Raw genomic sequence first — 23,419 nt, forward strand, 5'->3', positions numbered from 1 at the left:
TAGACCGCCGTGACCTGGGACGCCGCCCGACTCGCCAACCGCCTGCGCCACCGCCACCTGGCGCTGTTGGCCAATATCGCCAAGCACGGCACGCTGACCCGCGTGGCGGCCGCCACCGGCATCAGCCAGCCCGCCGCCACCAAGGCGCTGGCCGAGCTCGAGGACATCTTCGGCGCGCCGCTGTTCCTGCGCACCGGGCGCGGCATGCAGCCCACCCCGCTGGGCGAACTGGCGCTGGTGCGGGCCCGCCGCATGCAGGGCGACCTGGACCTGTGGGCGCGCGAGGTCGAGGCGCTGCACGACGGCCGCGCGGCGCATCTGCATGTGGGCGTGGTGCCGTACGTGTCGAGCGCGCTGCTGACCGCCGCCATCGGCCGGCTGCACCAGCGCCACGGCGTGACCCTGACGCTGCACCGCGCCACCACCGACCACCTGGTGCCGATGCTGCGGCGGCAGGAACTCGATTGCATCATCAGCCGGGCGACCTCGACCGTGGCGCAGGACGACCTGACCCATCGCGTGCTGTACCGCCAGCGGCCGCGCCTGATCGCGCACAGCCGATTGGCGCAGCGCCTGGCGCGGCGAGCGGCGGATTGGGCGGCGGTCGCGCAGATGGATTGGGTGCTGCCGGCGGTCAACACGCCGACGCGCCAGCTGATCGTCGAGCACTTCATCCGCGCCGGCCTGCGTTCGCCGGCGCCGGTGCTGGAAGCCTATTCCACCGATGTGATCGAGGGCATGCTGAGCGCCAATCCCGCGCTGATGTCGGTGGTGCCCGAGGACATCGCGCGCGAACTGTGCCAGCGCGGCAAGCTGGGCATGGTGCCGTGGGACTTCGGCTGGGAGTTGCCGCCGATCAACCTGATCCGCCGCCGGCGCGAGCAGGCGCTGGCGGCGGAGGAGTGGTTCTCGGCGATCCTGCTGGAGCTGTGCGCCGACCTGGGGCCGGACGCGCGGCCTCGGGAGTGAGGCGTCCGGCCGGCGCGGTCGTGGCGTCGCGGCGGCCGTTTCGCGGCGATGCCGGCGCGGGCTACGCGATCAGGCGGCCGCGGGCGATATCCAGCAGTTCGGCGGCGGCGGCTTCGGGCGCGCCGTTGTTGCCGACGCGCAGCAGGCGGCAACCCTCGGGGACCGGGAAATCCTGCGCGGCGCGCTGCAGGCGCTGGGCGATCTGTTCGGGCGTTTCGCGGCCGCGCGCCGCCAGCCGCCGCGCCAGTTGCGCGGGGTCGACCGTGATCTCGACCGCGGTCAGCGCCGGATAGCGTCGGTGGGCCTCGGCCAGGTGCGCGCGCGAACCGTTGATGATGACGGCCGCGCCACAGTCCAGCCAAGTGTCGACCTCGATGCCGATGCCGTAATGCAGGCCATGGCTGGCCCAGCGCAGCGCGAAGCAGCCGAGCGCGGCGCGGCGCGCGAATTCCTCGACGCTCAGGCGCAGCGCGTCTTCGGTGGCGCCGCTGTCGCGCGTGATGTAGCGGTGCGCCACCAGCACCGGCTCGTCGCCGCGCAGGCCGGCGCGCAGCAGCCGCAGCAAGGTGTCCTTGCCGCTGCCGGAGGCGCCCATCAGGTAGATCAGGCGCGCGCCGCTGGCGGGGTCGGGCGGGTTCATGCCGCGGCAGGTCCTTCCAGGTAGGCCGCGCCCGCCGCGTCGGCGTGGCTGCCGTCGAAGTGGTAGTGGCGCGCCGCGATGAAGTCGGCGCCCGCCCGCGGCTGCACATACACGCTCACGCCGGGAACCGTCATGGGCTGGCCGCGCAGCGGGTCGGCGAAGGCGGCGATGCCGGCCTGCGCCTGTTCCAGCGCGGCGCCGTCGAGCTTGCCGGTCAGCGTGATGTGGAAGGTGAAGGTGTCGAACACGTACGGGTAGCCCCAGCGCGCCAGCATGGCCTGCTGCTCGGGCGAGAGCGCATGCGCCTGGCGCCGGGCCAGCTCGTCTTCGCTGGGCGCGGCGCGCAAATCGTCCAGGCCGCGCACGGCTGCGGCGGCCAGGGCATTGATGCGGGCATGGCCCTCGGCGTCCGAGGCGGCGATGCGCCAGGCCAGGAAGCCGCGCAGCGGCTCGCATTCGAGCTGGATGCCGAAGGCGTCATCGGCGGCGGCGAGCTGGCGCGCGGCGGCATCGACGTCCCGCGGCGTGGCGCCGGCGCGCAGCCGGAACGGCGGCTTCAGCGTGGCGTGCAGGCCGTAGTGGCGCGGCGCCTGGGTCCAGTCGCGCGCGGCCTCGGGTTGGCCGGGCAGCGGCGGCAGGGCCGCGCCGGTGTCGGCGCAGCGGCCCAGCCAGCGGCTGCCGAGTTCACGCCAGGGGCCGGTGGGGGCCAGGTACAGCGCATAGCGGTGGGCCAGCGGCATGGTCAGGCCGCCATGCGCTGGTTGCGGTCGTCGCCGAAAGCGCGGGTGGCGTAGCGCAGCTCGCCGCCGACGATGGCGGCGCAGACGCGCGGCAGGCCGGGCACCTGGTCGTCGACCACGATGGCGTCGGCGATCAGGCCGGGCGCCAGCGCGCCGCGATCCTGCAGGCCGGCGGCGCGGGCCGGGTTCAGCGACACCAGGTTCCAGGCCTGCTCCAGCGGCAGCACGCCGTCGTTCACCAGGCGCAGCGCCGCCGCCAGCGGGGCGGGGTAGTAATAGTCGGAAGTGAGGATGTCGCACAGGCCGGCGCGCACCATCTCGGTGGCGCTGGGGGCGTTGGTGTGGCTGCCGCCGCGCACCACGTTGGGCGCGCCGAACACCACCGAGTTGCCCAGGTCGCGGGCCACGCCGGCGGCATCGCGCGTCAGGGGGAATTCCGCCACGCTGCAGCCCAGCTGATGGTAGTAGCGGCGGGTGGCGGCGTCGGGGTCGTCGTGCGAGGCGACCTTCAGGCCGGCCGCCTGCGCGCAGGCGGTCAGTTCGCGCATGGCGTCGGCCACCGCGTCGGCCGCGCCCATGGCGCGGCGGATGCGTTCCTGGAAGGTGTCCAGGTCGCATTCGGCGCGGTCTGCGTATTGCAGCAGCTTGCGGTCGTCGCCCAGGCGGCGCGCCATGCTGGGCAGGTGGTCGTTGAGCGCGACGAAGCGCACGCGGCCGTCGCGGATCCATTGCTGGGCGGTCTCGACGCCGCCGACGTGGTGGGTCTCGAAACGCAGGTGCACGTAGTGGCGCGCGCCCATGATGTGGCGCATGCGTTCGAGGGCGGCGAACATGCGCTCGGCATAGGCTTCGCCGCGCAGGCCGCCTTCCCATGACAGCGTGACGCCGTGGAATTCGGTGGTGATGCCGTTGGCCAGCAACTGGCGGTCGACGTCGAACAGCGCGCCGTCGTAGGGGAAGGTGACGCTGGGGCGCGGCATGATGGCGCGCTCGAAGGCGTCGCCATGCAGGTCGACGATGCCGGGCAGCACCAGCAGATTGCCGGCGTCGAACCAGGCCGCGCCGCGCGCGGGCGTGCCGCCGGCGTCGTCGATCAGTCCTCCGTGGAATCGCAGGCTGGCGTGTTCGATGCCGCGAGGGGTCAGGATACGTTGGCCTGTGACACCGGCCAGGGGCGAGGGGGCGTGTGCTTGGTTCATGACGGGAAAGTTAGCGGTGCTGCATTACAACCAGATGTCTAGATGAGTGAAATCGCATGGCGGCGCAAGCGGCCGCGCGCGGCCGCCGCGCGCCGGCCTCAACTGTCGTCGGCCACCATGAGCTGGACCAGGTCGCCGACGAAACGGGTGATGCTGTATTGCAACGGCGCGCCGGCCTGGTCCACGTTCAGGGCCTCGACCTGCAGGATCGGGCGCGTCTTGGGCTGGCCCAGGATGCGCGCCACCTCCGGCGACGGCAGCGTGGCGGTGATGCGCGACCATTTGCGCGTGTAGTCGCCGATGTCGTAGTGGGCGTAGACCTTCGATACCGACCGCAGCGCGTTCATGCGCTCGATGAAGTCGGGGAAGCGCTTTTCATCGAAGTAGTGCTCGGACGCGCTGATGGGGCGGTTCTCGGCCTTGCCCACCATCTGCACGCGCAGCAGCGGGGCGTTGCGCGCCAGGCCCAGGTGCTTGGCGATGTCGGCCGCGCGCAGCGTCTGGCTGCCCAGGGCTTCGAGATGGCCCAGCATGCCCTGGCTGCGCAGGTTCTCGGAAAAGCGCGTGCGCTTGCCGATGGCGTAGTCGATGGCGTGTTCCTGCACGAAGGTGCCGCGGCCCTGTTCGATGCGCACCAGTCCGCTCTGTTCCAGTTCGCCCATGGCGCGCCGGATGGTGTGGCGGTTGACGGAGAACTTGGCGGCCAGCTCCGGTTCGGAGGGCAGTTGTTCGCCCGCCATGTACAACTTGTTGCGGATGTCGTCCGCCAGCGACTCGCCGATCTGTCGCCACACGGCGATACCGGAACCTCTTTCGACCATAGGATGTGCTCGTGCTGTCATATCAGCTTCATCAAGAATGGCTGTGATTGTGCACCAAGCGGCGGGCGCGGGATAGGCAATGCGTCCCCGCCGCAACTGTCATCAAAAATTCACGCCAGGCTGTTGAACTTCCACTTGAACGCGATCATACTCCATCCAGTCGTCTAGACGTTTAGAGGAAACAATGGACCATCCACAAACCGCGCAGGGTGAAACCCAGGCGCAACGGGCCGCCTGGATGCGGGTGTTGGCACTGGCCGATCCGGCCATGCTGGAAGGGGCGTTCGGCGCGCTTGGCGGCGTGCCGCCGCATCAGATGCTGCGCCCGGCGCAGACCGGCATGGCCATGGCGCGGGCCCGCAGCGGCGGCACCGGCGCGCGCTTCAACCTGGGCGAAATGACGGTGACGCGCTGCGCCGTCAGCCTGGACAACGGCGTGGTCGGCATCGCCTACGTGCAGGGCCGGTCGCTGCGCCATGCCGAGCAGGCCGCGGTGGCCGACGCGCTGCTGCAACTGCCCGATTGGCACGACACGGTGCAGGCGCAGCTGATCCAGCCGCTGGCGCGCGAACGCGCCGAGCGCATCGAGCGCCAGGCGCGCGTCGCCGCGCAGACCAAGGTCGAATTCTTCACGATGGTGCGAGGCGAGGACTGACATGCATCAAGAACTTCTTGGCGCCGCGGCCGCGAGCCGCAAGCTGCTGCCGGGTTTCGCGGACCCGGTGAACGACGCGCAGGCCACCTTCCGCACCGCGCTCGACGCCATGGCGCATCCGGGCCGCGTGTACGAAGTGGCCGCCGCCAGCGGCGTGCCGGCCGGCCTGTCGCCGGCGCTGACCGCGCTGCTGCTGACGCTGGTGGACGTGGACACGCCGCTGTGGCTGCCGCAGGGCCTGGACGCCAGCGTGCTGGATTTCCTGCGTTTCCATTGCGCCTGCCCGATGGTGCCGTCGGCCTCGCTGGCGCGCTTCGCGGCGGTGCCGGCGGGCGGCGGCGTGCCCGCGCTGGCGTCGTGCCATCCCGGCGACCCGGCCTATCCGGACCTGTCCACCACGCTGCTGATCGAGGTCGCGTCGCTGGACGCCGGCGCCGCAGTCACGCTGACCGGCCCCGGCATCCAGAGCCGCCAGGCGCTGCGCGCCGCCGGCCTGCCGGACGGCTTCTGGCGCGACTGGCGCATCAACCATCAACGTTTTCCGCTGGGCGTCGACGTGTTCCTGACGCACGGGCGGCAACTGTGCGCGCTGCCCCGCAGCACGCGCGTGGAGAGCTGACATGTATGTAGCCGTCAAAGGGGGCGAACGCGCCATCCTCAATTCCTACCGCATGCTGGACGACTACCGGCGCGGCGACCGGGCCCTGCCCGAACTGAGCCTGGACCAGATCCGCGAACAGATGCCGCTGGCGGTGTCGCGCGTGATGGCGGAAGGCTCGCTCTACGATCCGCAACTGGCGGCGCTGGCGCTGAAACAGGCCGCCGGCGACGTGATCGAGGCGGTGTTCCTGCTGCGCGCCTATCGCACCACGCTGTCGCGCTATGGCTACACCCAGCCGATCGACACCGGCGAGATGCGCCTGCAGCGCCGCATCTCGTCCACCTTCAAGGACGTGCCGGGCGGCCAGATCCTCGGGCCGACCTATGACTACACCCAGCGCCTGCTGGACTTCTCGCTGGAAGCCGAGCGCGAGGCCGACGCCCTGCCGGCGGGCAACGAGCCGCTGGACAGCGCCATGCCGCGCGTCACCGACCTGCTGGCGCACGACGACCTGATCGACGCCGAGGCGGTGCCCGAGGGCGATCCCGAGCCGTTCGATCTGACGCGCCAGCCGCTGGACTTCCCGGCCTCGCGCGCCGCCCGCCTGCAGAACCTGGCGCGCGCCGACGAGGGCTTTCTCTTGTCGATGGGCTATTCCACGCAGCGCGGCTACGGCAACACGCACCCGTTCGCCGCCGAGATCCGCTACGGCTTCGTGGAAGTCGAGATGCACATCGAGGAACTGGGTTTCGCCGTCACGGTGGGCGAGATCGAGATCACCGAGTGCCAGATGGTGAGCCAGTTCTCCGGCAACGCCGAGGAAGGCCCCAAGTTCACCCGCGGCTATGGCCTGACGTTCGGCTATGGCGAGCGCAAGGCCATGTCGATGGCGCTGGTGGACCGCGCCATGAAGGCGCAGGAACTCGGCGAACGCGCCGATTCGCCGGCCAACGACCATGAGTTCGTGCTGTACCACAGCGACAACGTCGAGGCCTCCGGTTTCGTGCAGCACTTGAAGCTGCCGCACTACGTGGACTTCCAGGCCAACCTGGAACTGCTGCGCCGCATGCGCGCCGAACGCGCCGCGCCGGCCCCCGAGAACACCCGCCAGCTGGACGAGGCCATTTCCTCATGACGACTTCCCACACCCCCGGCGCCGCGGTCGAACGCGACGACCACTACAACTTCGCCTACCTCGACGAGTCCACCAAGCGCATGCTGCGCCGCGCGCTGCTCAAGGCGGTGGCGATTCCCGGCTACCAGGTGCCGTTCGGCAGCCGCGAGATGCCGCTGCCCTATGGCTGGGGCACGGGCGGCATCCAGGTGACGGCGTCGATCATCGGCCCGGGCGACGTGCTCAAGGTGATCGACCAGGGCTCGGACGACACCACCAACGCCATCAACATCCGCCGCTTCTTCGGCCGGGTGACCGGCGTGGCCACGACCGAATCGACCCGCGACGCCAGCATCGTGCAGACGCGCCACCGCATTCCGGAAACGCCGTTGCAGGCCGACCAGATCATGGTGTTCCAGGTGCCGATTCCCGAGCCGCTGCGCTGGCTCGAGCCGAGCGAGACCGAGACCCGCACCATGCACGCGCTGGCCGAATATGGCGGCATGCACGTCAAGCTGTACGAGGACATCGCCCAGCACGGTCACATCGCCACCACCTACGACTATCCCGTGATCGTCAACGACCGCTACATGATGCGGCCGTCGCCGATCCCGAAGTTCGACAACCCCAAGCTCGACAACAGCCCGGCGCTGATGCTGTTCGGCGCCGGCCGCGAGAAGCGGGTCTATGCGGTGCCGCCGTACACCCGGGTCAAGAGCCTGGACTTCGAGGACCATCCCTTCACCGTGGAGAAGTGGTCGGAGTGCTGCGACCTGTGCGGCTCGCGCGACAGCTTCCTCGACGAGATCATCCTGGACGACGCCGGCACCCGCCGCTTCGTCTGCTCCGATACCGAATACTGCAACGACCGCCAGGCCGCGCAAGCCGAAAAGGAAGCCACCGCATGAACGCCCAACCCTTGCTTTCCGTGCGCGACATGACGCGCACCTGGGACGGCGTGCACGGTTGCCGCAACGTCAGTTTCGACCTGTTCCCCGGCGAAGTGCTGTGCGTGGTGGGCGAATCCGGTTCCGGCAAGAGCACGCTGCTGTCGGCCGTGTCGTACCAGACCGCGCCCGACGCCGGCAGCGTCTGGTACGACACCCGCGACCAGGGTTTCACCGACCTGGCCGCGCTGTCCGGCGCGCGCCTGCGGCTGCTGGCCCGCACCGACTGGGGCTTCGTGCGCCAGAACGCCCGCGACGGCCTGCGCATGCAGGTCAGCGCCGGCGCCAACATCGCCGAGCGCCTGATGGCGGTGGGCGACCGCCACTACGGCGAGTTGCGCCAGGCCGCGGGCAGCTGGCTGCAGAAGATGGAGATCGACGTCGGCCGCCTGGATGACGCGCCGGCCTCGTTCTCCGGCGGCATGCAGCAGCGCCTGCAGATCGCCCGCAACCTGGTGACCCATCCGCGCCTGGTGTTCATGGACGAGCCGACCGCGTCGCTGGACGTGTCGGTGCAGGCCCGCCTGCTGGACCTGCTGCGCCAGCTGGTGACCGACCTGGGCCTGGCCGCCATCGTCGTCACCCACGATCTGGCGGTGGCGCGCCTGCTGGCGCACCGCACCCTGGTGATGCGCGGCGGCGAGGTGGTCGAAAGCGGCCTGACCGACCAGATCCTCGACGATCCGCAGCATCCCTACACCCAGTTGCTGGTGTCTTCCATTTTGCAGAGCTGACCATGACTGTCGCGAAACCCATGATCGAGGTGCGGGGCCTCGGAAAGATGTTCACCCTGCACAACCAGGGCGGCATCCGCCTGCCGGTGCTGGAGGCGGTCGATTTCGACGCCGCGGCCGGCGACTGCCTGGTGCTGGCCGGCCCGTCGGGCACCGGCAAGAGCACCTTGCTGCGCTGCCTGTACGGCAACTACCTGGCCACCGAAGGCAGCATCCGCGTGCGCGCCGGCGATGACTGGGTGGAACTGGTCGGCGCGCCCGAGCAGCGCATCCTGGCGCTGCGGCGCGACGTCATCGGCTACGTCAGCCAGTTCCTGCGGGTGATCCCGCGCGTGTCGGCGCTGGACGTGGTGGCCGAGCCGCTGCGCATGGCCGGTGTCGAGCCGGACGAGGCCCGCGAGCGCGCCGGCGCCATGCTGCGGCGCCTGAACGTGCCGTCGCGCCTGTGGGGACTGGCGCCCGCCACCTTCTCGGGCGGCGAACAGCAGCGCGTCAACATCGCCCGCGGCTTCATCGCCCGGCATCCCATCCTGCTGCTGGACGAGCCGACCGCGTCGCTGGACCCGGACAACCGCGCGGTGGTGATGGCGCTGATCCATGAGGCGCGCGCCGCCGGCCGTTGCCTCCTGGGCATTTTCCACGACGCCGAAGTGCGCGACGCCGTGGCGTCCCGAATCCTGGCCTTGCGCCCCGCGCAGGCCGCCGTCGAACTGGAGTGAGCATGACCAGCACCTACCTGACCCACGCCCGCGTCGTGCTGCTGGACCGCGTGCTGGAAGACAGCGCCGTCCTGATCGAGGACGGCGTCATCGCCGCCATCGCGCCCGACGGCGCCCGCGCCGCCCACGAGATCGACCTGCGCGGCCTGACGCTGGTGCCGGGCCTGATCGACCTGCACTGCGACGCCATCGAAAAGGAAGCCGAGCCGCGCTCGAAGGTGCTGTTCCCGCTGGACTTCGCGGTGGCGCAGGTGGACCGCCGCAACGCCGCGGCCGGCATCACCACGCCCTACCACGCGCTGTCGTTCGCCAACAGCGACCTGGGCGTGCGCAACAACGAGACCGCCGCTCAGGTGGTGCGCGGCGTGCGCGCCTTCCGCCAGCACAGCCTGGTCGACAACCGCGTGCACTGCCGCTACGAAGTCACCGACGCGACCTCGGTGCCGGTGCTGCAGCAGTTGATGGATGAGGGCGCGGTGGACCTGCTGTCGGTGATGGACCACTCGCCCGGCCAGGGCCAGTTCAAGACGCTGGAGTCGTACCTGCAATACATGATCGGCAACCACGCCATGAGCCGCGAGCAGGCCGAAGAGGCCGCCCATGCCAAGACCCGCGCCAAGGACGGCGCGGTGCAGCGGGTCGAGACCCTGCTGGCGCATGCGCGCGGCCTCGGCATCCCGACCGCCAGCCATGACGACGATTCGATCCACCGCATCGCCACCATGCGCAACCTGGGCGTGGCGATGAGCGAATTCCCGATCACGCTGGACACCGCCCGCGCCGCCGTCTCCTGCGGCCTGCCCACCATCCTGGGCGCGCCCAACGTGCTGCGCGGCAAGAGCCAGAGCGGCTCGATGCGCGCCATCGACGCGATCCGCGCCGGCGTGGCGAGCTGCCTGTGCTCGGACTACCAGCCTTCGACCCTGATCGCCGCGGCCTTCGCGGTGGCGGCGCAGACCGAGCTGACGCTGCCGCAGGCGCTGGCGCTGGTCACCGCCAATCCGGCCGATGCCTGCGGCCTGTCGGATCGCGGCCGCATCGCGGTGGGACAGCGCGCCGATCTGGTGGCGGTGGCGCAGGTCGGCGCGTTGCCGCTCATCAGCTACACCTGGAGCGCCGGCCGGCTGGTGTTCTCGACCCACTATCCGTCCGCTCGCCTGCCCGCGCCTGCCGCCGAAGCGCGCGGCCTGGTGGCGGCTTGATCCGGCGGGAGCAAAGCATGCGGGCGATCGTGACCGCCGTGGCCGCCAGCGCGGCGCACGGCTTTTCCAAGCAGGTGCAGCCGGCCATCGTGCTGCGGCAGGGCGAGGGCGTGGAAGGCGACGCCCATGCCGGCGTGACGGTCAGGCATCGTTCGCGCGTCAAGGTCGATCCGACCCAGCCCAACCTGCGCCAGGTGCACCTGATCCACGGCGAACTGCACGACGAACTGCAGGCGGCCGGTTTCAATGTGGCCGAAGGGACGATGGGCGAGAACATCACCACCCGCGGCATCGATCTGCTGGGCCTGCCGCGCGGCGCGTGCCTGCACATCGGGCCGCAGGCGGTGGTGCAGATCACCGGCCTGCGCAACCCTTGTTCGCAACTGGACCACTACCAGAAGGGGCTGACCGCCGCCGTGCTCGGGCGCGACGCCGCCGGCGGCCTGATCCGCAAGGCCGGGGTCATGGGCATCGTGCTGGCCGGCGGCGCGGTGCGGGCCGGGGATGCCATCCGGGTGGCGTTGCCGGCGCCGCCGCATCTGCTCCTGGAACGGGTCTGACCGCGCCTGGCGACAAACCTTGTCGCCGGACAAGCGGCGGACACGCGCATCTGGTTAAATGGGCAATGACGAGGTGGCCGCGGCTTGCGCGGCCCGTCTCCCTTATTTTCCGGAGCGCACGATGGCACGATTCAATTTCACCCAGGACCCCGAAGAACCCGATCTCTGGGCCGCGGAAAACGTGCCCGTGGGCGAAGGCCGCCCGCCGATCCACGTCATGATCCAGACCGACGGCGAAGAGCCGGACGGCGCGGCCTCCAAGGTGGTCAAGGCCATCATCGGCAATCTCGACGAGCAGATCCTGGCCGCGGCCGATTTCCTGCTCGACAACTACTCCTACGAGCACTGCAAGAAGCTCGGCATCGAGGACGACCAGCTGCTGCGCGAGGAAACCGCCGAGGCCATGGCCGAGAAGGCCGTGCTGCGCGCGCTGTGGCTGTTCGACGAGGACGGCGACGGCTACGAGCTGTGGTTCACGCTGCCGTGGGATCCCGTCCATACCTACGACGTCGAATTCGAGGACGGCGCCCCGGTGTCGTGCTCGGTCAACGACTGAGCCTGCCTGCCGCGCGCCGCCTCGCGGGGCGGCCGCGCGTTCAGCGAGCCAGCTCGAAGCGGGTCGCGCGGGCCTCGCCCAGCGACTCGTCATAGCGATAGCGCAGTTTCAGCGCCTTGCCCTTGCGCACGGCGGCCATGTCGGCGCCGTCCAGCGCCACGTCGATCTGGCGGTCGACGAATTCGGTGCAGTCGGTATCGGCGCGCGCGCCCTCGGGGATATCGGCCGCCTTCACATTCAGCCGGAACAACAGATGCGAGACCTCGGTGCCGTCGGTACGGTACTGGCGCATCTGCACGGGCGGGTTGGCGACGGTGCCGGACAGGTCGCAGGCAATGCGGGTCCAGGCATGGGCGGAGGGCAGGGCGGCCATCAGGACGGCCGCCGCGAGCGCGTGGCGCGGGCGTAGCGATTTCATGGCATATGCAATGAGCGCCGCCGCCTTGGCGCGGCGCCCTTAAGGGGTGCCTGGGGGCTTCCATGTTGCGCCGGGCGTGTGCGCCGGTCAAGGCCGGCCGCCGCATGAAAAAAGGCCCCGCATCACCTGCGGGGCCTTTGCCGGAAAGCGGGGAAACGCCGCGGCGCGTTCAGGCGTCGCGCGTCGCCGTTTGCGTGGCCGGCGCGGACTCGGCCTTGGGCGCCAGGTCCTCTTCGTTGCCTTCCATCTTGGCGATGACGGCGGTGGCCAGGCTGTTGCCGACCACGTTGGTGGCGGTGCGGCCCATGTCGAAGAACTGGTCGATGCCCATGATCAGCAACAGGCCGGCTTCGGGCAGGTGGAACATCGGCAGCGTCGCCGCCACCACCACCAGCGAGGCGCGCGCCACGCCGGCCATGCCCTTGCTGGTCACCATCAGCACCAGCAGCAGCGTCAGCTGCTGCGAGAAGCTCATCTCGATGTTGTAGGCCTGCGCGATGAACAGCACCGCGAACGACTGGTACATCATCGAGCCGTCCAGGTTGAACGAGTAGCCCAGCGGCAGCACGAAGCCCGAGATGCGCTTGGACACGCCGAAACGCTCCAGCGCCTCGATGGTCTTGGGGTAGGCCGATTCGCTGCTGGCGGTCGAGAAGGCCAGCAGGGTCGGTTCCTTGATCAGGCCGCCCAGGCGGAAGGTGGACTTGCCCAGGAACAGGTAGCCCACCGCGAACAGGATGGCCCACAGCAGCGCCAGGCCGAGGTAGAACTCGCCGATCAGCTTGCCGTAGCTGACCAGCACGCCCAGGCCCTCGGTGGTGATGGCGGCGGCCATGGCGGCGAACACGCCCAGCGGCGCGAAGCGCATCACGTAGTCGGTGACGCGGAACATGATCTTGGCCAGCTCGTCGATCATGTTGTAGATGGTGTTGTGGCCCTTGCCGCGGATGAACGACAGCGCCGCGCCGAAGAACAGCGAGAACACCAGGATCTGCAGGATCTCGTTGTTGGCCATGGCTTCGGCGATGCTCTTGGGGAACACGTGCGCGATGAAGGCCTTGAGGGTGAAGTCGCCGGTCTTCAGGCCGGCGGTGGCGGCCGCGTCGGGCAGCGCCAGGTTCAGGTGAGCGCCGGGCTGGAAGATGTTGACCAGCGCCAGGCCCAGCAGCAGCGAGATGGCCGAGGCGGCGATGAACCAGAACATGGCGCGCAGGCCGATGCGGCCGACGGCGCTGGCGTCGCTCATGCTGGCCAGGCCGGACACCAGGGTGGCGAATACCAGGGGCGCGATGATCATCTTGATCATGCGCAGGAAGATGTCGGTGATCAGGCTGAAGTACGAGGCGATGTCCTTGGCCTCTTGCGCGTTCTGCGCGTACTTGTTGCAGAAATAACCCACCACGACGCCCAGCACCATGGCGATGCCGATGTAACGCGTCAGCTTCTTAGTATTCATCTTCAAAAACGGAAAACAGGGACCCGATCGGTCGGCCGGATAGGCCTTACCCGCCGGCATGGGGCGGGGCGAAGCGGTCCAATGACGGATATGCCGGAGGGGACCCGGAGCGGCGCGGGTTAACCCTTGGGGCGCGATGTTAACGCCGCCAACCTGACAGTTAGTTGTCAGGTTGGGGACGGGTCATACCTGACTGCCACGGTTGCCGGGGCATGACAAAATGGTCCGGCCTGGCCGGCTGCGCGCCGGCGGGCCACACAAAAAGGGCCGCACAGGCCCGCCCCCTATAGGAGACAGAGCTATGCCGAAACGCGAATTGTCCGTGCTGGTGTCGGGGTATACGTTCCTGGAGGGCCTGCGCTGGCACGAAGGGCGCCTGTGGGCCTCCGATTTCTATACGGGCAAGGTGATCGCCGTCGACCTGCTGGGGCGGGCCGAGGTGATCTGCCGGGTGCTGGAGCAGCCCTCCGGCCTGGGCTGGCTGCCCGACGGGCGGCTGCTGATCTCTTCCATGAAAGACCGCAAGCTGCTGCGGCGCGAGGCGGACGGCCGGCTGGTGCCGCACGCGGACCTGTCGGCGCTGACCGGCGGCCCGATCAACGACCTGGTGGTCGATGCCCAGGGCCGCGCCTACGTCGGCAACTTCGGTTTCGACCTGATGGCCGGCCAACCCTTCGCCACCACCACGCTGGTGCGGGTGGACCCGGACGGGGTGGCCCAGGTGGTGGCGGACGGGCTGTGGTTTCCCAATGGATCGTTCATCACCCCTGATGGCAAAACCCTGATCGTCAACGAGACCTTCGGCAACCGGATCTCGGAATTCGACATCCTGCCCGACGGCGCCCTGGGGCCGCGGCGCGACTGGGCCCACTTCGGCGCCTTGCCGGACTCCGACGACCTGTCGGTGCTGATCGCGGCGTCGGCCATCGGCCCGGACGGCGGCGCGCTGGACGCCGAGGGCGCGCTGTGGGTGGCCGACGCCATCGGCAAGCGCATCGTGCGGATGGCCCGCGGCGGCCGGATCCTGGAACAGATCGATACCGGCGAGCTGGGCATCTTCGCCGCGGCCCTGGGCGGGCCGGACGGCAGAACGCTGTTCATGGCGGCGGCGCCCGACTTCATCGAGGCCAACCGCCGCGCCAAGCCGGAAGGGCGGATCCTGGTGACCGAGGTGGACGTGCCGCACGCGGGACGGCCGTAGCGCGCCCCTCCAGTCGCTTCAGGAGCGGTTGGGGCGGCCGCTGAGGGCGCGCGCGGCCGAGACCGCCAGCGAACTGAAGCGCTGGGAAAAGGACTCCAGCGTCCATTCCGCCAACAGGCCGGAAATGTGGATGGCGGCCAGCGGGCGGCCGCTGTGGTCGACTACGGCGCTGGCCAGCACGATCTCGCCCACCATGCTCTCTTCCATGCAGAGGGCGTACCCCTGTACCCGCGCCTCGCGCACGCGCTCGCGGATCCGCTCGGGATCGGTAATGGTCTTGGGGGTCAGCGGCCGCAGGTCGCTGCGCGCCAGTATGTCGTCGACCTCGGCGTCGGTCAGGTGCGACATGATTGCCCGGCCGCCGGAGGACGAGAAGGTGGGCATGCGCCGGCCCACCAAGGTGGCGTAGAAGGTCTGGCGCTTGGTCTGGCGGCGCAGCGCGTAAACGATGGTCAGGTCATCGAACAGGCTCAGGTCGACCCGCTCGCCGCACTCCTGCTGCAGTTGTTCCAGGATGGGCGTGGCGCGCTCCAGCAGCGGATGGCCGCGCAGGAAGTCGAAAGTCCGGTCCAGGATCTTTTTGCCCAGCACGTAGCCGCGCTGGTTGCTACCGCGTTCGAGGTAGCCCAGCGCCACCAGCGTATGCAACATGCGCTGGGTCGAGCTGCGGTCCAGTCCCGACAATTCCGTCAGCTCGTTCAGGCTGAGCGGACCGGGGTGGCTGGAAAAAGCCTCGAGGATGCCAAAGCCTTTCGCCAGGGATTGGTTGAACCGGGTCTCGGTTGTGGCCATGTCGATCTACTCCATTCTCTTTGTTTTGATGGCGTTGCAACGGCGCGTTGCCGTTGGGGCGCCGGATACGCACTGTAGCGGCAACAGCCCGCGACCAGGCTAGGGAAATCACCCATGTTTTCGTATTGCCCGCCGCTTGTACGAACTCTATCATGTCAAATATAGATATCTAAGTATCAAATATTGATACTTATGGTGTTCGATATTTCATAGCCAACAAGGGGAGTGCAATGACCGCCGTCGCAGCAGCCAGCCTGAGTCAGGACCAGATCGCCGGAGCCGTGGGCAGGCTTCGCCAGTACATGACCGACACGCTGACGGGATTCGTGCAGTGCCGCAGCCTGCCCGGCGAGGAAATGTCGGCCGCCCGCTTCCTGGAAGACGCGCTGGCGCAGCTGGGGCTGGCGTCCGAGCGCATCGCGTTGCGGACCGAGGAATTGAAGAATCTGCCGCTGTACTCGCCGGCCTGCTGCCCCGACGGCGGCCGCTACAACGTGCTGGCGCGCCATGAGCCGCGCGCCGCGGGCGGACGCGCCGTGCTTTTCAATGGCCACCTGGACGTCGTGCCAACCGGTCCGCATGAACTGTGGGACCCGGCGCCGTTCGACGGCGAATTACGTGACGGCTGGCTGTACGGCCGAGGCGCGGGCGACATGAAGGCCGGCATCATCTGCGCGCTGGCGGCATTCAAGGCCCTGCAGGACCTGGGCGTGCAACCCGCCGGCGCCGTAGGCTTCAACGGCGTGCTTGAAGAGGAGAACACCGGCAACGGCACCCTGGCCACGGTTTCGGCGCTGCAGAGCGCGATCGCCGCAGCCAAGCTCAGCGCCTTCGACGCGGTCGTTATTCCCGAGCCCACGCATGAGCGCATGATGAGCGCCCAGCTCGGCGTGTTCTGGATGTACGTGGACATCGTGGGCCGGCCCGCACATGCCGCCTACATGACCACGGGTGTCAACCCGGTCGAGACTGGCTTGCGGATTGTCGACGCGATGAAACGGCTCGAACACGAATGGAACCTGCCGGAAAATCGGCATCCGGCCTATCGCGAACATGCGCACCCCATCAACTTCAATCTCGGCCAGATCCATGCCGGCGACTGGAATTCGTCGGTGCCCAGCGTGTGCACGCTGGGCATGCGCATTGCCTGCTACCCCGATATGTCGATCGAGACCGCCAAGCAGCGGGTGCTGGCGTGCATCCGCGAGGTCGAGGCCGGACTGGCCGACAGCGACGTGCGCATCGACATCCGCTACGAAGGTTTCCACGCGCCAGGTTGCGAGTACGACCTGGAGGTGCCCGCGATGCAATTGCTGGCCGACGCCCACCGCCGCGTGACCGGCGAACAGCCCCAGCCCACGGCGCTGACCGCGACCACCGACGGCCGCCATTTCCGCCTGATGATGGACGTGCCGGTCACCTGCTACGGCCCCCAGGTGAAAAACGTGCACGGTTTCAACGAATGCGTGTCGGTGGACAGCATGGTGCGCGTCGCCACCTCGCTGGCGCTCTTCATCAACGACTGGTGCGGCGTCGAGCCGCGGCAAGCCTGAACCCATCTGCGTTCCCGCTTCTTTCTACGGATTCCTGCCATGACTTTTTTCTTCGCCCGACGCGTCCTGGCGCGCTGCGCCCTGGCCGCCGCCAGCCTGCTGCCCTTTGCCGCTTCTCCGTCGCATGCCGCCGAAACCCCGCAATATGGCGGGGTGTTGACGGCCATCCTGAGCCCCGAGCCGCCGACCCTGAACGTGGCGGTGCAGCAGGTTGCCAGCACGCAGTTGGTGGCCGGCAAGATCTTCGAGAGCCTGTTGACGTATTCCTTCGACCTCAAGCCCCAGCCCGGCCTGGCGCGGTCGTGGGAGGTGTCGCCGGATCGCCTGACCTACACCTTCCATCTGCAGCCGCAGGTGCAATGGCACGACGGCAAGCCGTTCTCGTCCGATGACGTGGTGTTCACCTACACCAAAGTGCTGGCCAACACGCCGCGCACGCGCACCTTGATGGCCAATGTGCAGGAGATCTCGGCCCCGGACGCCGACACCGTGGTGTTCAAGCTGAAGCAGCCGTACTCGGCCTTCCTGTACGCGTTCGACATCGGCGGCGGGGCGATCCTGCCCAAGCACCTGTACGACGTCGATACGCCGATCGGGCAGAACCCGAACAACAATGCGCCGATCGGCACCGGACCGTTCAAGTTCAAGCGTTGGGAGCGCGGGTCGTATATCGAGCTGGTCAAGAACGAACACTACTGGAAGGCGGGGCGTCCCTATCTGGACGGCATCACCTATCGCGTGATTCCCGATTCCGCCTCGCGCCGCGTGGCGCTGGAGCAGGGCACCGTGATGCAGGCCTGGCTGCAGGACATCGAGCCGGTGGACCTGGCGCGGGTGGTCAAGCTGCCCAACATCACCCAGACCCACAAGGGTTATGAATATTGGTCGACCATGCAATGGATCGAGTTGAATGGCGGCCGTGCGCCCTTTTCGGACAAGCGCTTCCGCCAGGCGCTGATGTACGGCATCAATCGCCAGTTCATCGCTGACAAGATCATGTTCGGCACGGGCACGGTCGCCACCGGCCCCATCCACCACAACACGCGGTTCTATGACGCCAACGTCAAGTCCTATCCCTACGATCCGAAGCAGGCCATCGCCCTGCTCGACGAGATGGGCCTGAAGCCGGACGCCAAGGGCGTGCGCGCCACGATCGGCCTGATTCCACTGCCTTACGGCGAGATGCAGCGCCGCGTGGCCGAGTACATCAAGCAGAACCTGGCCAAGATCGGCGTGGCCGTGACGCTGGAGAACACCGACGTCGGCGGCTGGACCAGCCGCGTGGGCAACTGGGATTTCGATATGGGCGCGAACGGCGTGTTCCAGTATGGGGATCCGGCCATCGGCGTGTCCCGCACCTACCTGGGCAGCAACATCAAGAAGGGGCTGATGTTCACCAACACGTCGCAATACAACAATCCGAAGGTCGATGCGCTGTTCAACGCCGCCGCCACCGCCGCCACCGACGAAGAACGCCAGAAACTCTATAGCGAGGTGCAGCGCATCCTGGTGGACGACGTGCCGGTGCTGTGGCTGGCCGACACCAACTACTCGACCCTGCTGAACAAGCGCGTGCATGACGCCGTGACCACCGCGCTCGGCGTGGTGGACACGCAGAGCGACGCCTGGCTGTCCAAAGAATGAAGAAGATCGCCAAGTTCCTGGCGAACCGGGTGGTCAAGAGCGTCCTGGTTCTGCTGATGATCGCGCTCTTCAACTTCTTCCTGGTGCGGGCCGCGCCAGGCGATCCGGCCGTGATCCTGGCGGGCCAGTCGGGCGCGGTGGACGCCGAGTTCATCGCCAAGCTGCGCCAGGAATTCGGCCTGGACAAGCCGATCCCGGTGCAACTGGGCCACTATCTGAAGAATGTCGCCACGTTCGACTTGGGGTATTCCTATCGCCAGCAGGCGCCGGTGGCGAGCCTGATCCTGCAGCACCTGCCCGCGACCTTGCTGTTGACCCTGTCGGCTTTCGCCTTCGCGCTGCTGGCGGGCGTCAGCCTGGGCACCCAGGCCGCGCTGCGGGTGGGGAAGTGGGGCGATACCGTCATCACGACCCTGTCGATGCTGGCCTACGCGACGCCGCTGTTCTGGGTCGGGCTGATGCTGGTGCTGCTGTTTTCGGTGAACCTGGAATGGCTGCCCGCGTTCGGCTATGAAAGCGTCGGCGCCAACCTGACCGGCCTGGCCCGCGTGGCCGACGTGGCCAGGCACTTGTTGTTGCCGGCGTTGACCCTGGGCATGTTCTACATGGCCGTCTACGCCCGGCTGACGCGCGCCTCCATCCTGGAAATCAGCCAGCTGGATTTCGTCAAGACGGCTCGCGCCAAGGGCTTGTCCGAACGCACGGTGATCGTGCGCCACGTGCTGCGCAATGCGCTGCTGCCCGTCATCACTTATGCCGGCATCCAGGCCGGGGGGCTGATTGGCGGGTCGCTGCTGGTGGAGACGGTCTTCGCCTGGCCCGGCATCGGCCGGCTGGCGTTCGACGCCTTGATCCAGCGTGACTACAGCGTGCTGCTCGGCGTGTTCTTCATGGCCTCCCTGATCGTGGTCGTGGTCAACCTCGTCACCGACATCCTGTACACGGTGGCGGACCCCAGGATCGAACTCAAATGAAAGCCTTCATGCAATCGTTCTGCCGCAACAAGGGCGGTGTCATGGGTCTGATTGTGCTGGCGATGGTCACGCTGGTGGCGATCTCCGCCAGCTGGATCTTCCCGGACAGTCCGTGGGACATCATCAACGGGCCTTTCATGCCGCCGTTGTCCGACGGCGCCTTGCTGGGCACCGACACGCTGGGCCGCGACATCGCCACCGGCATCGCCTATGGCTCGCGCATCACGCTGGTGCTGGCCGCGGTGTCCACGGCGGTCTCCATCCTGGTGGGTATCACGGTCGGCGCGCTGGCCGGTTTCTATGGCGGTCGGGTGGACCAGGCCATCGTCGGTTTCATCGAACTGTTCCAGACCATTCCCAGTTTCTTCCTGGCAGTGGTGCTGGTGGCCATCCTGACACCCAACATGGCCACGGTGATCTTCGCCATCGCGGTGGTCTCGTGGCCGCCGCTGGCGCGCCTGGTGCGGGCGGAGTTCATGAGCCTGAAGAACCGCGAATTCGTGCAGGCGGCGATGCTGTCGGGTCAGTCCAACCTGCGCATCATCCTGACGCAGATCCTGCCCAACAGCCTTTCGCCCGTGATCGTGTCGGGGTCGTTGATGATTGCCAGCTCGATCCTGCTGGAATCGGCCCTGAGCTTTCTGGGCCTGGGCGACCCCAATGCGATGACCTGGGGCTACATCATCGGCGCCTCGCGCAGCGTGCTGCGCGACGCCTGGTGGATGAGCGTGTTCCCGGGCGTGGCGATCCTGTTGACCGTGCTGTCGCTCAATCTGATCGGCGAAGCGCTGAACGACGCGCTCAATCCCAAACTGGCCCGCAGGAGGACGACGTGATGAGCGCGCTGCTTGAAATCCGTGATCTCAGCGTGACGGCCGCCCACGGCGGACCGACGGTGGTGCAGGGCGTGTCCTACACCGTGAACCGCAATGAGATCCTGTGCGTGGTGGGTGAGTCGGGATCGGGCAAGTCGGTTACGGCGCACGCCATCATGGGCCTGTTGCCGGCGGACCAGTTGAGCGTCACGCAGGGCCAGATCCTGTACGGCGGGCGCGATCTGGTCGGCCTGTCGGCCACGGACTGGTATGGACTGCGCGGCCGTTGCTTCGGCATGGTGTTCCAGGAGCCCATGACGGCGCTCAATCCCATCATGCGGGTGGGACGCCAGGTCGACGAGGTGCTGGAGCGGCATACCAACCTGAACGCCGCCGCCCGCCGACAGCGGGTGCTCGAACTGTTCGGCCAGGTGCTGCTGCCCGATCCGCAAGCCATGTATGACGCTTTTCCGTTCCAGTTGTCCGGCGGCCAGCGCCAGCGTGTCGTGATCGCGATGGCGCTGGCGCTCGAGCCGGACGTGCTTATCGCCGACGAACCGACCACCGCGCTGGACGTCACCACGCAAGCGCAGATCCTGGCGCTTATCAAGGACATCCAGCACCGCATGGGCATCGGTGTCATCTTCATTACCCACGACTTCGGCGTGGTGGCGGACATCGCCCACCGCATCGTTGTGATGCGCAAGGGCGAAGTGGTGGAATCGGGGGCGGCCGACGACATCCTGAACCGGCCGCAGCATCCCTACACCCGCCAATTGATCGCGGCGGTGCCGCACAAACCCGAAGGCAAGGACGAGGCGGCGCCCGCGCTGCCGCTGATGTCCGTGGCCAACCTGTGCAAGACCTTCGCCACCGGCGGACGGCGGGTCGACGCGCTGCGCGACATCTCGCTGGACATCCGCCAGGGCGAGACGCTGGGGCTGGTGGGAGAGTCCGGTTCCGGCAAATCGACGCTGGGACGTACTTTGATCGGCCTGATCGCGCCTGACAGCGGCAGCGTGCGGATGGACGGCCGAGAACTGGTCGGTATGGCGCCCCGCGATTTCCGTCCCTACCGGCGCCAGATCCAGATGGTGTTCCAGGACCCGTATGCGTCGCTCAATCCGCGTCACCGCGTCATTGAGGCCGTGGCGCAAGGACCGATCGCGTTCGGCGAGAGCCGCAAGACCGCGCTGCGCGAGGCGCGTGAACTGCTGGAACTGGTTGGGCTGGGCGGAGACGCCGGCGAGCGCTATCCGCATCAGTTCTCGGGCGGCCAGCGCCAGCGGGTCGGCATCGCCCGGGCGCTGGCGCTCAAGCCGCGGCTGTTGGTGGCCGACGAGGCCGTCTCGGCGCTGGATGTGTCGATCCAGGCGCAGGTGCTCGAATTGCTCAAGACCGTCAGCGGCCAGTTCGACCTGTCGGTGCTGTTCATCACGCATGACCTGCGCGTTGCGGCCCAGATTTGCGACCGCATCGCGGTGATGCGCCAGGGCCAGCTAGTGGAACTGGACCGAGCCGCCACGATTTTCTATCACCCCCAACATGAATACACGCGTCGCCTGATTGAATCGGTGCCGGGCAAGGCCTGGAACAAGCCCGACCTGGCGGCGCTGTCGGAGTCTTCAACCAGGAGCAAGCAGTATGCGTGACACCGAGTATCAGGCGCTGGACGGGCTGGCGCTGGCCGATTTGCTGGCGCGGCGCGAGGTCGGCGCGGAAGACCTCATGGCCTGCGCGATCAGGCTGGCGCGCGAACGCGCGCCGGCGCTCAACGCGCTGTGCTATGAGCGCTATGAAGAGTCCCTGGCGGTGGCGCGCGCCTGGCGCCAGGCCGGCACGTTCCGCGCCATTCCCTTTTTGCTGAAGGATTCCGGGCTGGCGCACACGCGCTTTCCGTCCAGCCTGGGGTCGCGCCTGCTGAATGACACCGCCTATCCCCGCAACGCCACGCTGGCCGACCGTTTCGAGGCGGCCGGCCTGATTGCCTTCGCGCGCACCACGGTGCCGGAATTCTGCATGGCGCCCACCACCGAGGCGCGGCGCAACGGCGGTCCTACCCGCAACCCCTGGGACTTGAGCCGTTCGTCCGGCGGCTCCAGCGGCGGCGCGGCGGCGGCGGTCGCCGCGGGCATCGTCCCGCTGGCCCACGGCAGCGATGGCGGCGGATCGATCCGCATCCCGGCCGCGGCCTGCGGCGTCTATGGCCTGAAAGTGTCGCGCGGACGCGTGCCCATGGGGCCATTTCGCGGCGAGGGCTGGGGCGGCCTGGCGACCGATGGCGTGCTGTCTCGTTCGGTGCGCGACACCGCCGCGGCGCTGGACGCCATCGCGGCGCCCGAGCCGGGCGCTCCCTACGCGGCGCCGGCCGCGCCCGCCTCCTATCTGAAACTGCTGGCCGAGCCGTCGCGCAAGCGGCGCATCGTCGTCTGGCGCAGCGCCTGGCATGGCGTGCCGGTGGCGCCCGAATGCATCGCGGCGGTCGAGCGGGCGGCCGAACTGTGCCGGGCGCTGGGGCACGAGGTGGTCGATGGCGCGCCGCCCGATATTGATTACGAGGCCTTCGTGCTGGCGCATGCCAATGTGCTGGCGGGCAATATCGTGGTGTCGGTGGACACTCGCTTGGGCCTCACCGGCCAGCCGGTGCGCGACGATGATCTGGAGCCGGTGTTGCGCCAGGGCTACGACTACGGCAAGGGGCTGTCCGCGGCGCACTACATCGCCAGCGTCAACCGCTTTCATGCCATCGGCCGCATCCTGGACAGCTATATGGAAGGCTACGACGCCATCCTGTCACCGTCCCTGACCCAGCTGCCGCTGAAACTGGGCGAGCTTTCCACCGCCGGGGGCACATTCCTGGATTTTCGCCGCAAGGTGGCCTCTTACGGCACGTTCGCGGCGGCGTTCAACGCGTCCGGGCAGCCGGCGGCCAGCCTGCCGCTGGTCTGGACCGACGCTGGCCTGCCGGTCGGGGTGCAGGTGGTCGGCCGCTATGGCCGCGAGGATGTCGTGCTGGCGTTGTCGGCTGAACTGGAGACGGCCCAGCCGTGGGCCGGACGGATCGCCGTCCCCCGGACGGCCTAGGGGCGGTTGGCAAGATGGGGGAGGT

General features: G+C 68.4%; 24 protein-coding genes. 17 read left to right on the forward strand and 7 right to left on the reverse strand.

The features are described from left to right. The first annotated feature begins 9 nt into the window (after positions 1-9). A complete protein-coding gene (locus H0523_RS08035) occupies positions 10-969 on the forward strand; it encodes a LysR family transcriptional regulator (RefSeq protein WP_054428510.1) in 960 nt (319 codons plus the stop codon). 61 nt (positions 970-1,030) lie between these two features. Here the strand turns inward: H0523_RS08035 and phnN are convergent, their stop codons facing one another. The 4 genes from phnN to phnF all read right to left on the reverse strand — a co-directional run bounded on the left by phnN (position 1,031) and on the right by phnF (position 4,369). Continuing rightward, the gene (phnN, locus tag H0523_RS08040) at positions 1,031-1,609 is read right to left on the reverse strand and encodes a phosphonate metabolism protein/1,5-bisphosphokinase (PRPP-forming) PhnN (RefSeq protein WP_054428509.1); all 579 of its coding nucleotides are present in this window, start codon (positions 1,607-1,609) and stop codon (positions 1,031-1,033) included. Beyond that, the gene (locus tag H0523_RS08045; RefSeq protein WP_054428508.1) at positions 1,606-2,349 is read right to left on the reverse strand and encodes a DUF1045 domain-containing protein; all 744 of its coding nucleotides are present in this window, start codon (positions 2,347-2,349) and stop codon (positions 1,606-1,608) included. The genes phnN and H0523_RS08045 overlap by 4 nt, the downstream gene beginning before the upstream one ends. A 2-nt stretch (positions 2,350-2,351) precedes the next feature. Then, the gene (locus H0523_RS08050) at positions 2,352-3,548 is read right to left on the reverse strand and encodes an alpha-D-ribose 1-methylphosphonate 5-triphosphate diphosphatase (protein WP_054428507.1); all 1,197 of its coding nucleotides are present in this window, start codon (positions 3,546-3,548) and stop codon (positions 2,352-2,354) included. A 98-nt stretch (positions 3,549-3,646) separates the two neighbouring features. Then, positions 3,647-4,369 carry a phosphonate metabolism transcriptional regulator PhnF gene (gene phnF, locus H0523_RS08055; protein ID WP_006390823.1) on the reverse strand — a complete coding sequence of 241 codons (723 nt, stop codon included), beginning with the start codon at positions 4,367-4,369 and terminating at the stop codon, positions 3,647-3,649. Between the two features lie 184 nt (positions 4,370-4,553). Between phnF and phnG the strand changes: the two genes are divergently transcribed. The 9 genes from phnG to H0523_RS08100 all read left to right on the forward strand — a co-directional run bounded on the left by phnG (position 4,554) and on the right by H0523_RS08100 (position 11,457). Further along, complete coding sequence (phnG, locus tag H0523_RS08060; protein WP_054428506.1) at positions 4,554-5,024, forward strand: phosphonate C-P lyase system protein PhnG; 471 nt, start codon at positions 4,554-4,556, stop codon at positions 5,022-5,024. Position 5,025: 1 nt separating this feature from the next. Beyond that, positions 5,026-5,643 (forward strand): phosphonate C-P lyase system protein PhnH, encoded by a 618-nt coding sequence (gene phnH, locus H0523_RS08065; RefSeq protein WP_054428505.1) that lies wholly within the window; start codon positions 5,026-5,028, stop codon positions 5,641-5,643. A 1-nt stretch (position 5,644) separates the two neighbouring features. Beyond that, positions 5,645-6,760, forward strand: coding sequence for a carbon-phosphorus lyase complex subunit (locus H0523_RS08070; RefSeq protein WP_054428504.1), 1,116 nt, complete (start codon positions 5,645-5,647; stop codon positions 6,758-6,760). Then, positions 6,757-7,647 (forward strand): alpha-D-ribose 1-methylphosphonate 5-phosphate C-P-lyase PhnJ, encoded by an 891-nt coding sequence (locus tag H0523_RS08075; protein ID WP_054428503.1) that lies wholly within the window; start codon positions 6,757-6,759, stop codon positions 7,645-7,647. The genes H0523_RS08070 and H0523_RS08075 overlap by 4 nt, the downstream gene beginning before the upstream one ends. Continuing rightward, positions 7,644-8,420: a phosphonate C-P lyase system protein PhnK gene (phnK, locus tag H0523_RS08080; RefSeq protein ID WP_054428502.1), complete on the forward strand. Its 777-nt coding sequence runs from the start codon at positions 7,644-7,646 to the stop codon at positions 8,418-8,420. The genes H0523_RS08075 and phnK overlap by 4 nt, the downstream gene beginning before the upstream one ends. Before the next feature lie 2 nt (positions 8,421-8,422). Next, the gene (gene phnL, locus H0523_RS08085; protein WP_054428501.1) at positions 8,423-9,139 is read left to right on the forward strand and encodes a phosphonate C-P lyase system protein PhnL; all 717 of its coding nucleotides are present in this window, start codon (positions 8,423-8,425) and stop codon (positions 9,137-9,139) included. A 2-nt stretch (positions 9,140-9,141) separates the two neighbouring features. Beyond that, entirely contained in the window at positions 9,142-10,341 is a 1,200-nt protein-coding gene (locus tag H0523_RS08090) for an alpha-D-ribose 1-methylphosphonate 5-triphosphate diphosphatase (protein ID WP_054428500.1), read from the forward strand. A gap of 17 nt (positions 10,342-10,358) precedes the next feature. Further along, positions 10,359-10,901: an MOSC domain-containing protein gene (locus H0523_RS08095; protein ID WP_054428499.1), complete on the forward strand. Its 543-nt coding sequence runs from the start codon at positions 10,359-10,361 to the stop codon at positions 10,899-10,901. Positions 10,902-11,022: 121 nt separating this feature from the next. After that, positions 11,023-11,457, forward strand: coding sequence for a hypothetical protein (locus H0523_RS08100; RefSeq protein WP_054428498.1), 435 nt, complete (start codon positions 11,023-11,025; stop codon positions 11,455-11,457). 40 nt (positions 11,458-11,497) lie between these two features. Here the strand turns inward: H0523_RS08100 and H0523_RS08105 are convergent, their stop codons facing one another. After that, positions 11,498-11,875: a hypothetical protein gene (locus H0523_RS08105; RefSeq protein WP_054428497.1), complete on the reverse strand. Its 378-nt coding sequence runs from the start codon at positions 11,873-11,875 to the stop codon at positions 11,498-11,500. A 169-nt stretch (positions 11,876-12,044) separates the two neighbouring features. Next, positions 12,045-13,331 (reverse strand): dicarboxylate/amino acid:cation symporter, encoded by a 1,287-nt coding sequence (locus H0523_RS08110; RefSeq protein ID WP_054429208.1) that lies wholly within the window; start codon positions 13,329-13,331, stop codon positions 12,045-12,047. A gap of 301 nt (positions 13,332-13,632) precedes the next feature. Here H0523_RS08110 and H0523_RS08115 point away from each other — a divergent pair, with 301 nt between their 5' ends. Further along, positions 13,633-14,532 (forward strand): SMP-30/gluconolactonase/LRE family protein, encoded by a 900-nt coding sequence (locus H0523_RS08115; RefSeq protein ID WP_054428496.1) that lies wholly within the window; start codon positions 13,633-13,635, stop codon positions 14,530-14,532. Positions 14,533-14,550: 18 nt separating this feature from the next. Here H0523_RS08115 and H0523_RS08120 read toward each other — a convergent pair whose 3' ends face one another. Further along, entirely contained in the window at positions 14,551-15,324 is a 774-nt protein-coding gene (locus tag H0523_RS08120) for an IclR family transcriptional regulator (RefSeq protein WP_054428495.1), read from the reverse strand. 230 nt (positions 15,325-15,554) lie between these two features. Between H0523_RS08120 and H0523_RS08125 the strand changes: the two genes are divergently transcribed. From H0523_RS08125 to H0523_RS08150, 6 genes are read left to right on the forward strand one after another with little or no spacing between them, the layout of a single operon-like run. Further along, positions 15,555-16,877, forward strand: a complete 1,323-nt coding sequence (locus H0523_RS08125; RefSeq protein ID WP_054428494.1) for an ArgE/DapE family deacylase — start codon at positions 15,555-15,557, stop codon at positions 16,875-16,877. A gap of 39 nt (positions 16,878-16,916) precedes the next feature. Continuing rightward, a complete protein-coding gene (locus tag H0523_RS08130; RefSeq protein WP_054428493.1) occupies positions 16,917-18,521 on the forward strand; it encodes an ABC transporter substrate-binding protein in 1,605 nt (534 codons plus the stop codon). After that, positions 18,518-19,495 carry an ABC transporter permease gene (locus H0523_RS08135; RefSeq protein ID WP_156333405.1) on the forward strand — a complete coding sequence of 326 codons (978 nt, stop codon included), beginning with the start codon at positions 18,518-18,520 and terminating at the stop codon, positions 19,493-19,495. The genes H0523_RS08130 and H0523_RS08135 overlap by 4 nt, the downstream gene beginning before the upstream one ends. Next, on the forward strand, positions 19,492-20,331 hold the full coding sequence (locus H0523_RS08140) for an ABC transporter permease (protein WP_054428492.1): 840 nt from the start codon (positions 19,492-19,494) through the stop codon (positions 20,329-20,331). The genes H0523_RS08135 and H0523_RS08140 overlap by 4 nt, the downstream gene beginning before the upstream one ends. Continuing rightward, complete coding sequence (locus tag H0523_RS08145; RefSeq protein WP_054428491.1) at positions 20,331-21,962, forward strand: ABC transporter ATP-binding protein; 1,632 nt, start codon at positions 20,331-20,333, stop codon at positions 21,960-21,962. Before H0523_RS08140 ends, H0523_RS08145 begins: the two co-directional genes overlap by 1 nt. After that, positions 21,955-23,394 (forward strand): amidase, encoded by a 1,440-nt coding sequence (locus tag H0523_RS08150; protein WP_054428490.1) that lies wholly within the window; start codon positions 21,955-21,957, stop codon positions 23,392-23,394. The genes H0523_RS08145 and H0523_RS08150 overlap by 8 nt, the downstream gene beginning before the upstream one ends. The last annotated feature ends 25 nt before the right edge of the window (positions 23,395-23,419 follow it).

Origin of the sequence: Achromobacter insuavis, from assembly GCF_902859645.1 — a bacterium.
Taxonomy (GTDB): Bacteria; Pseudomonadota; Gammaproteobacteria; order Burkholderiales; family Burkholderiaceae_B; genus Achromobacter; species Achromobacter insuavis.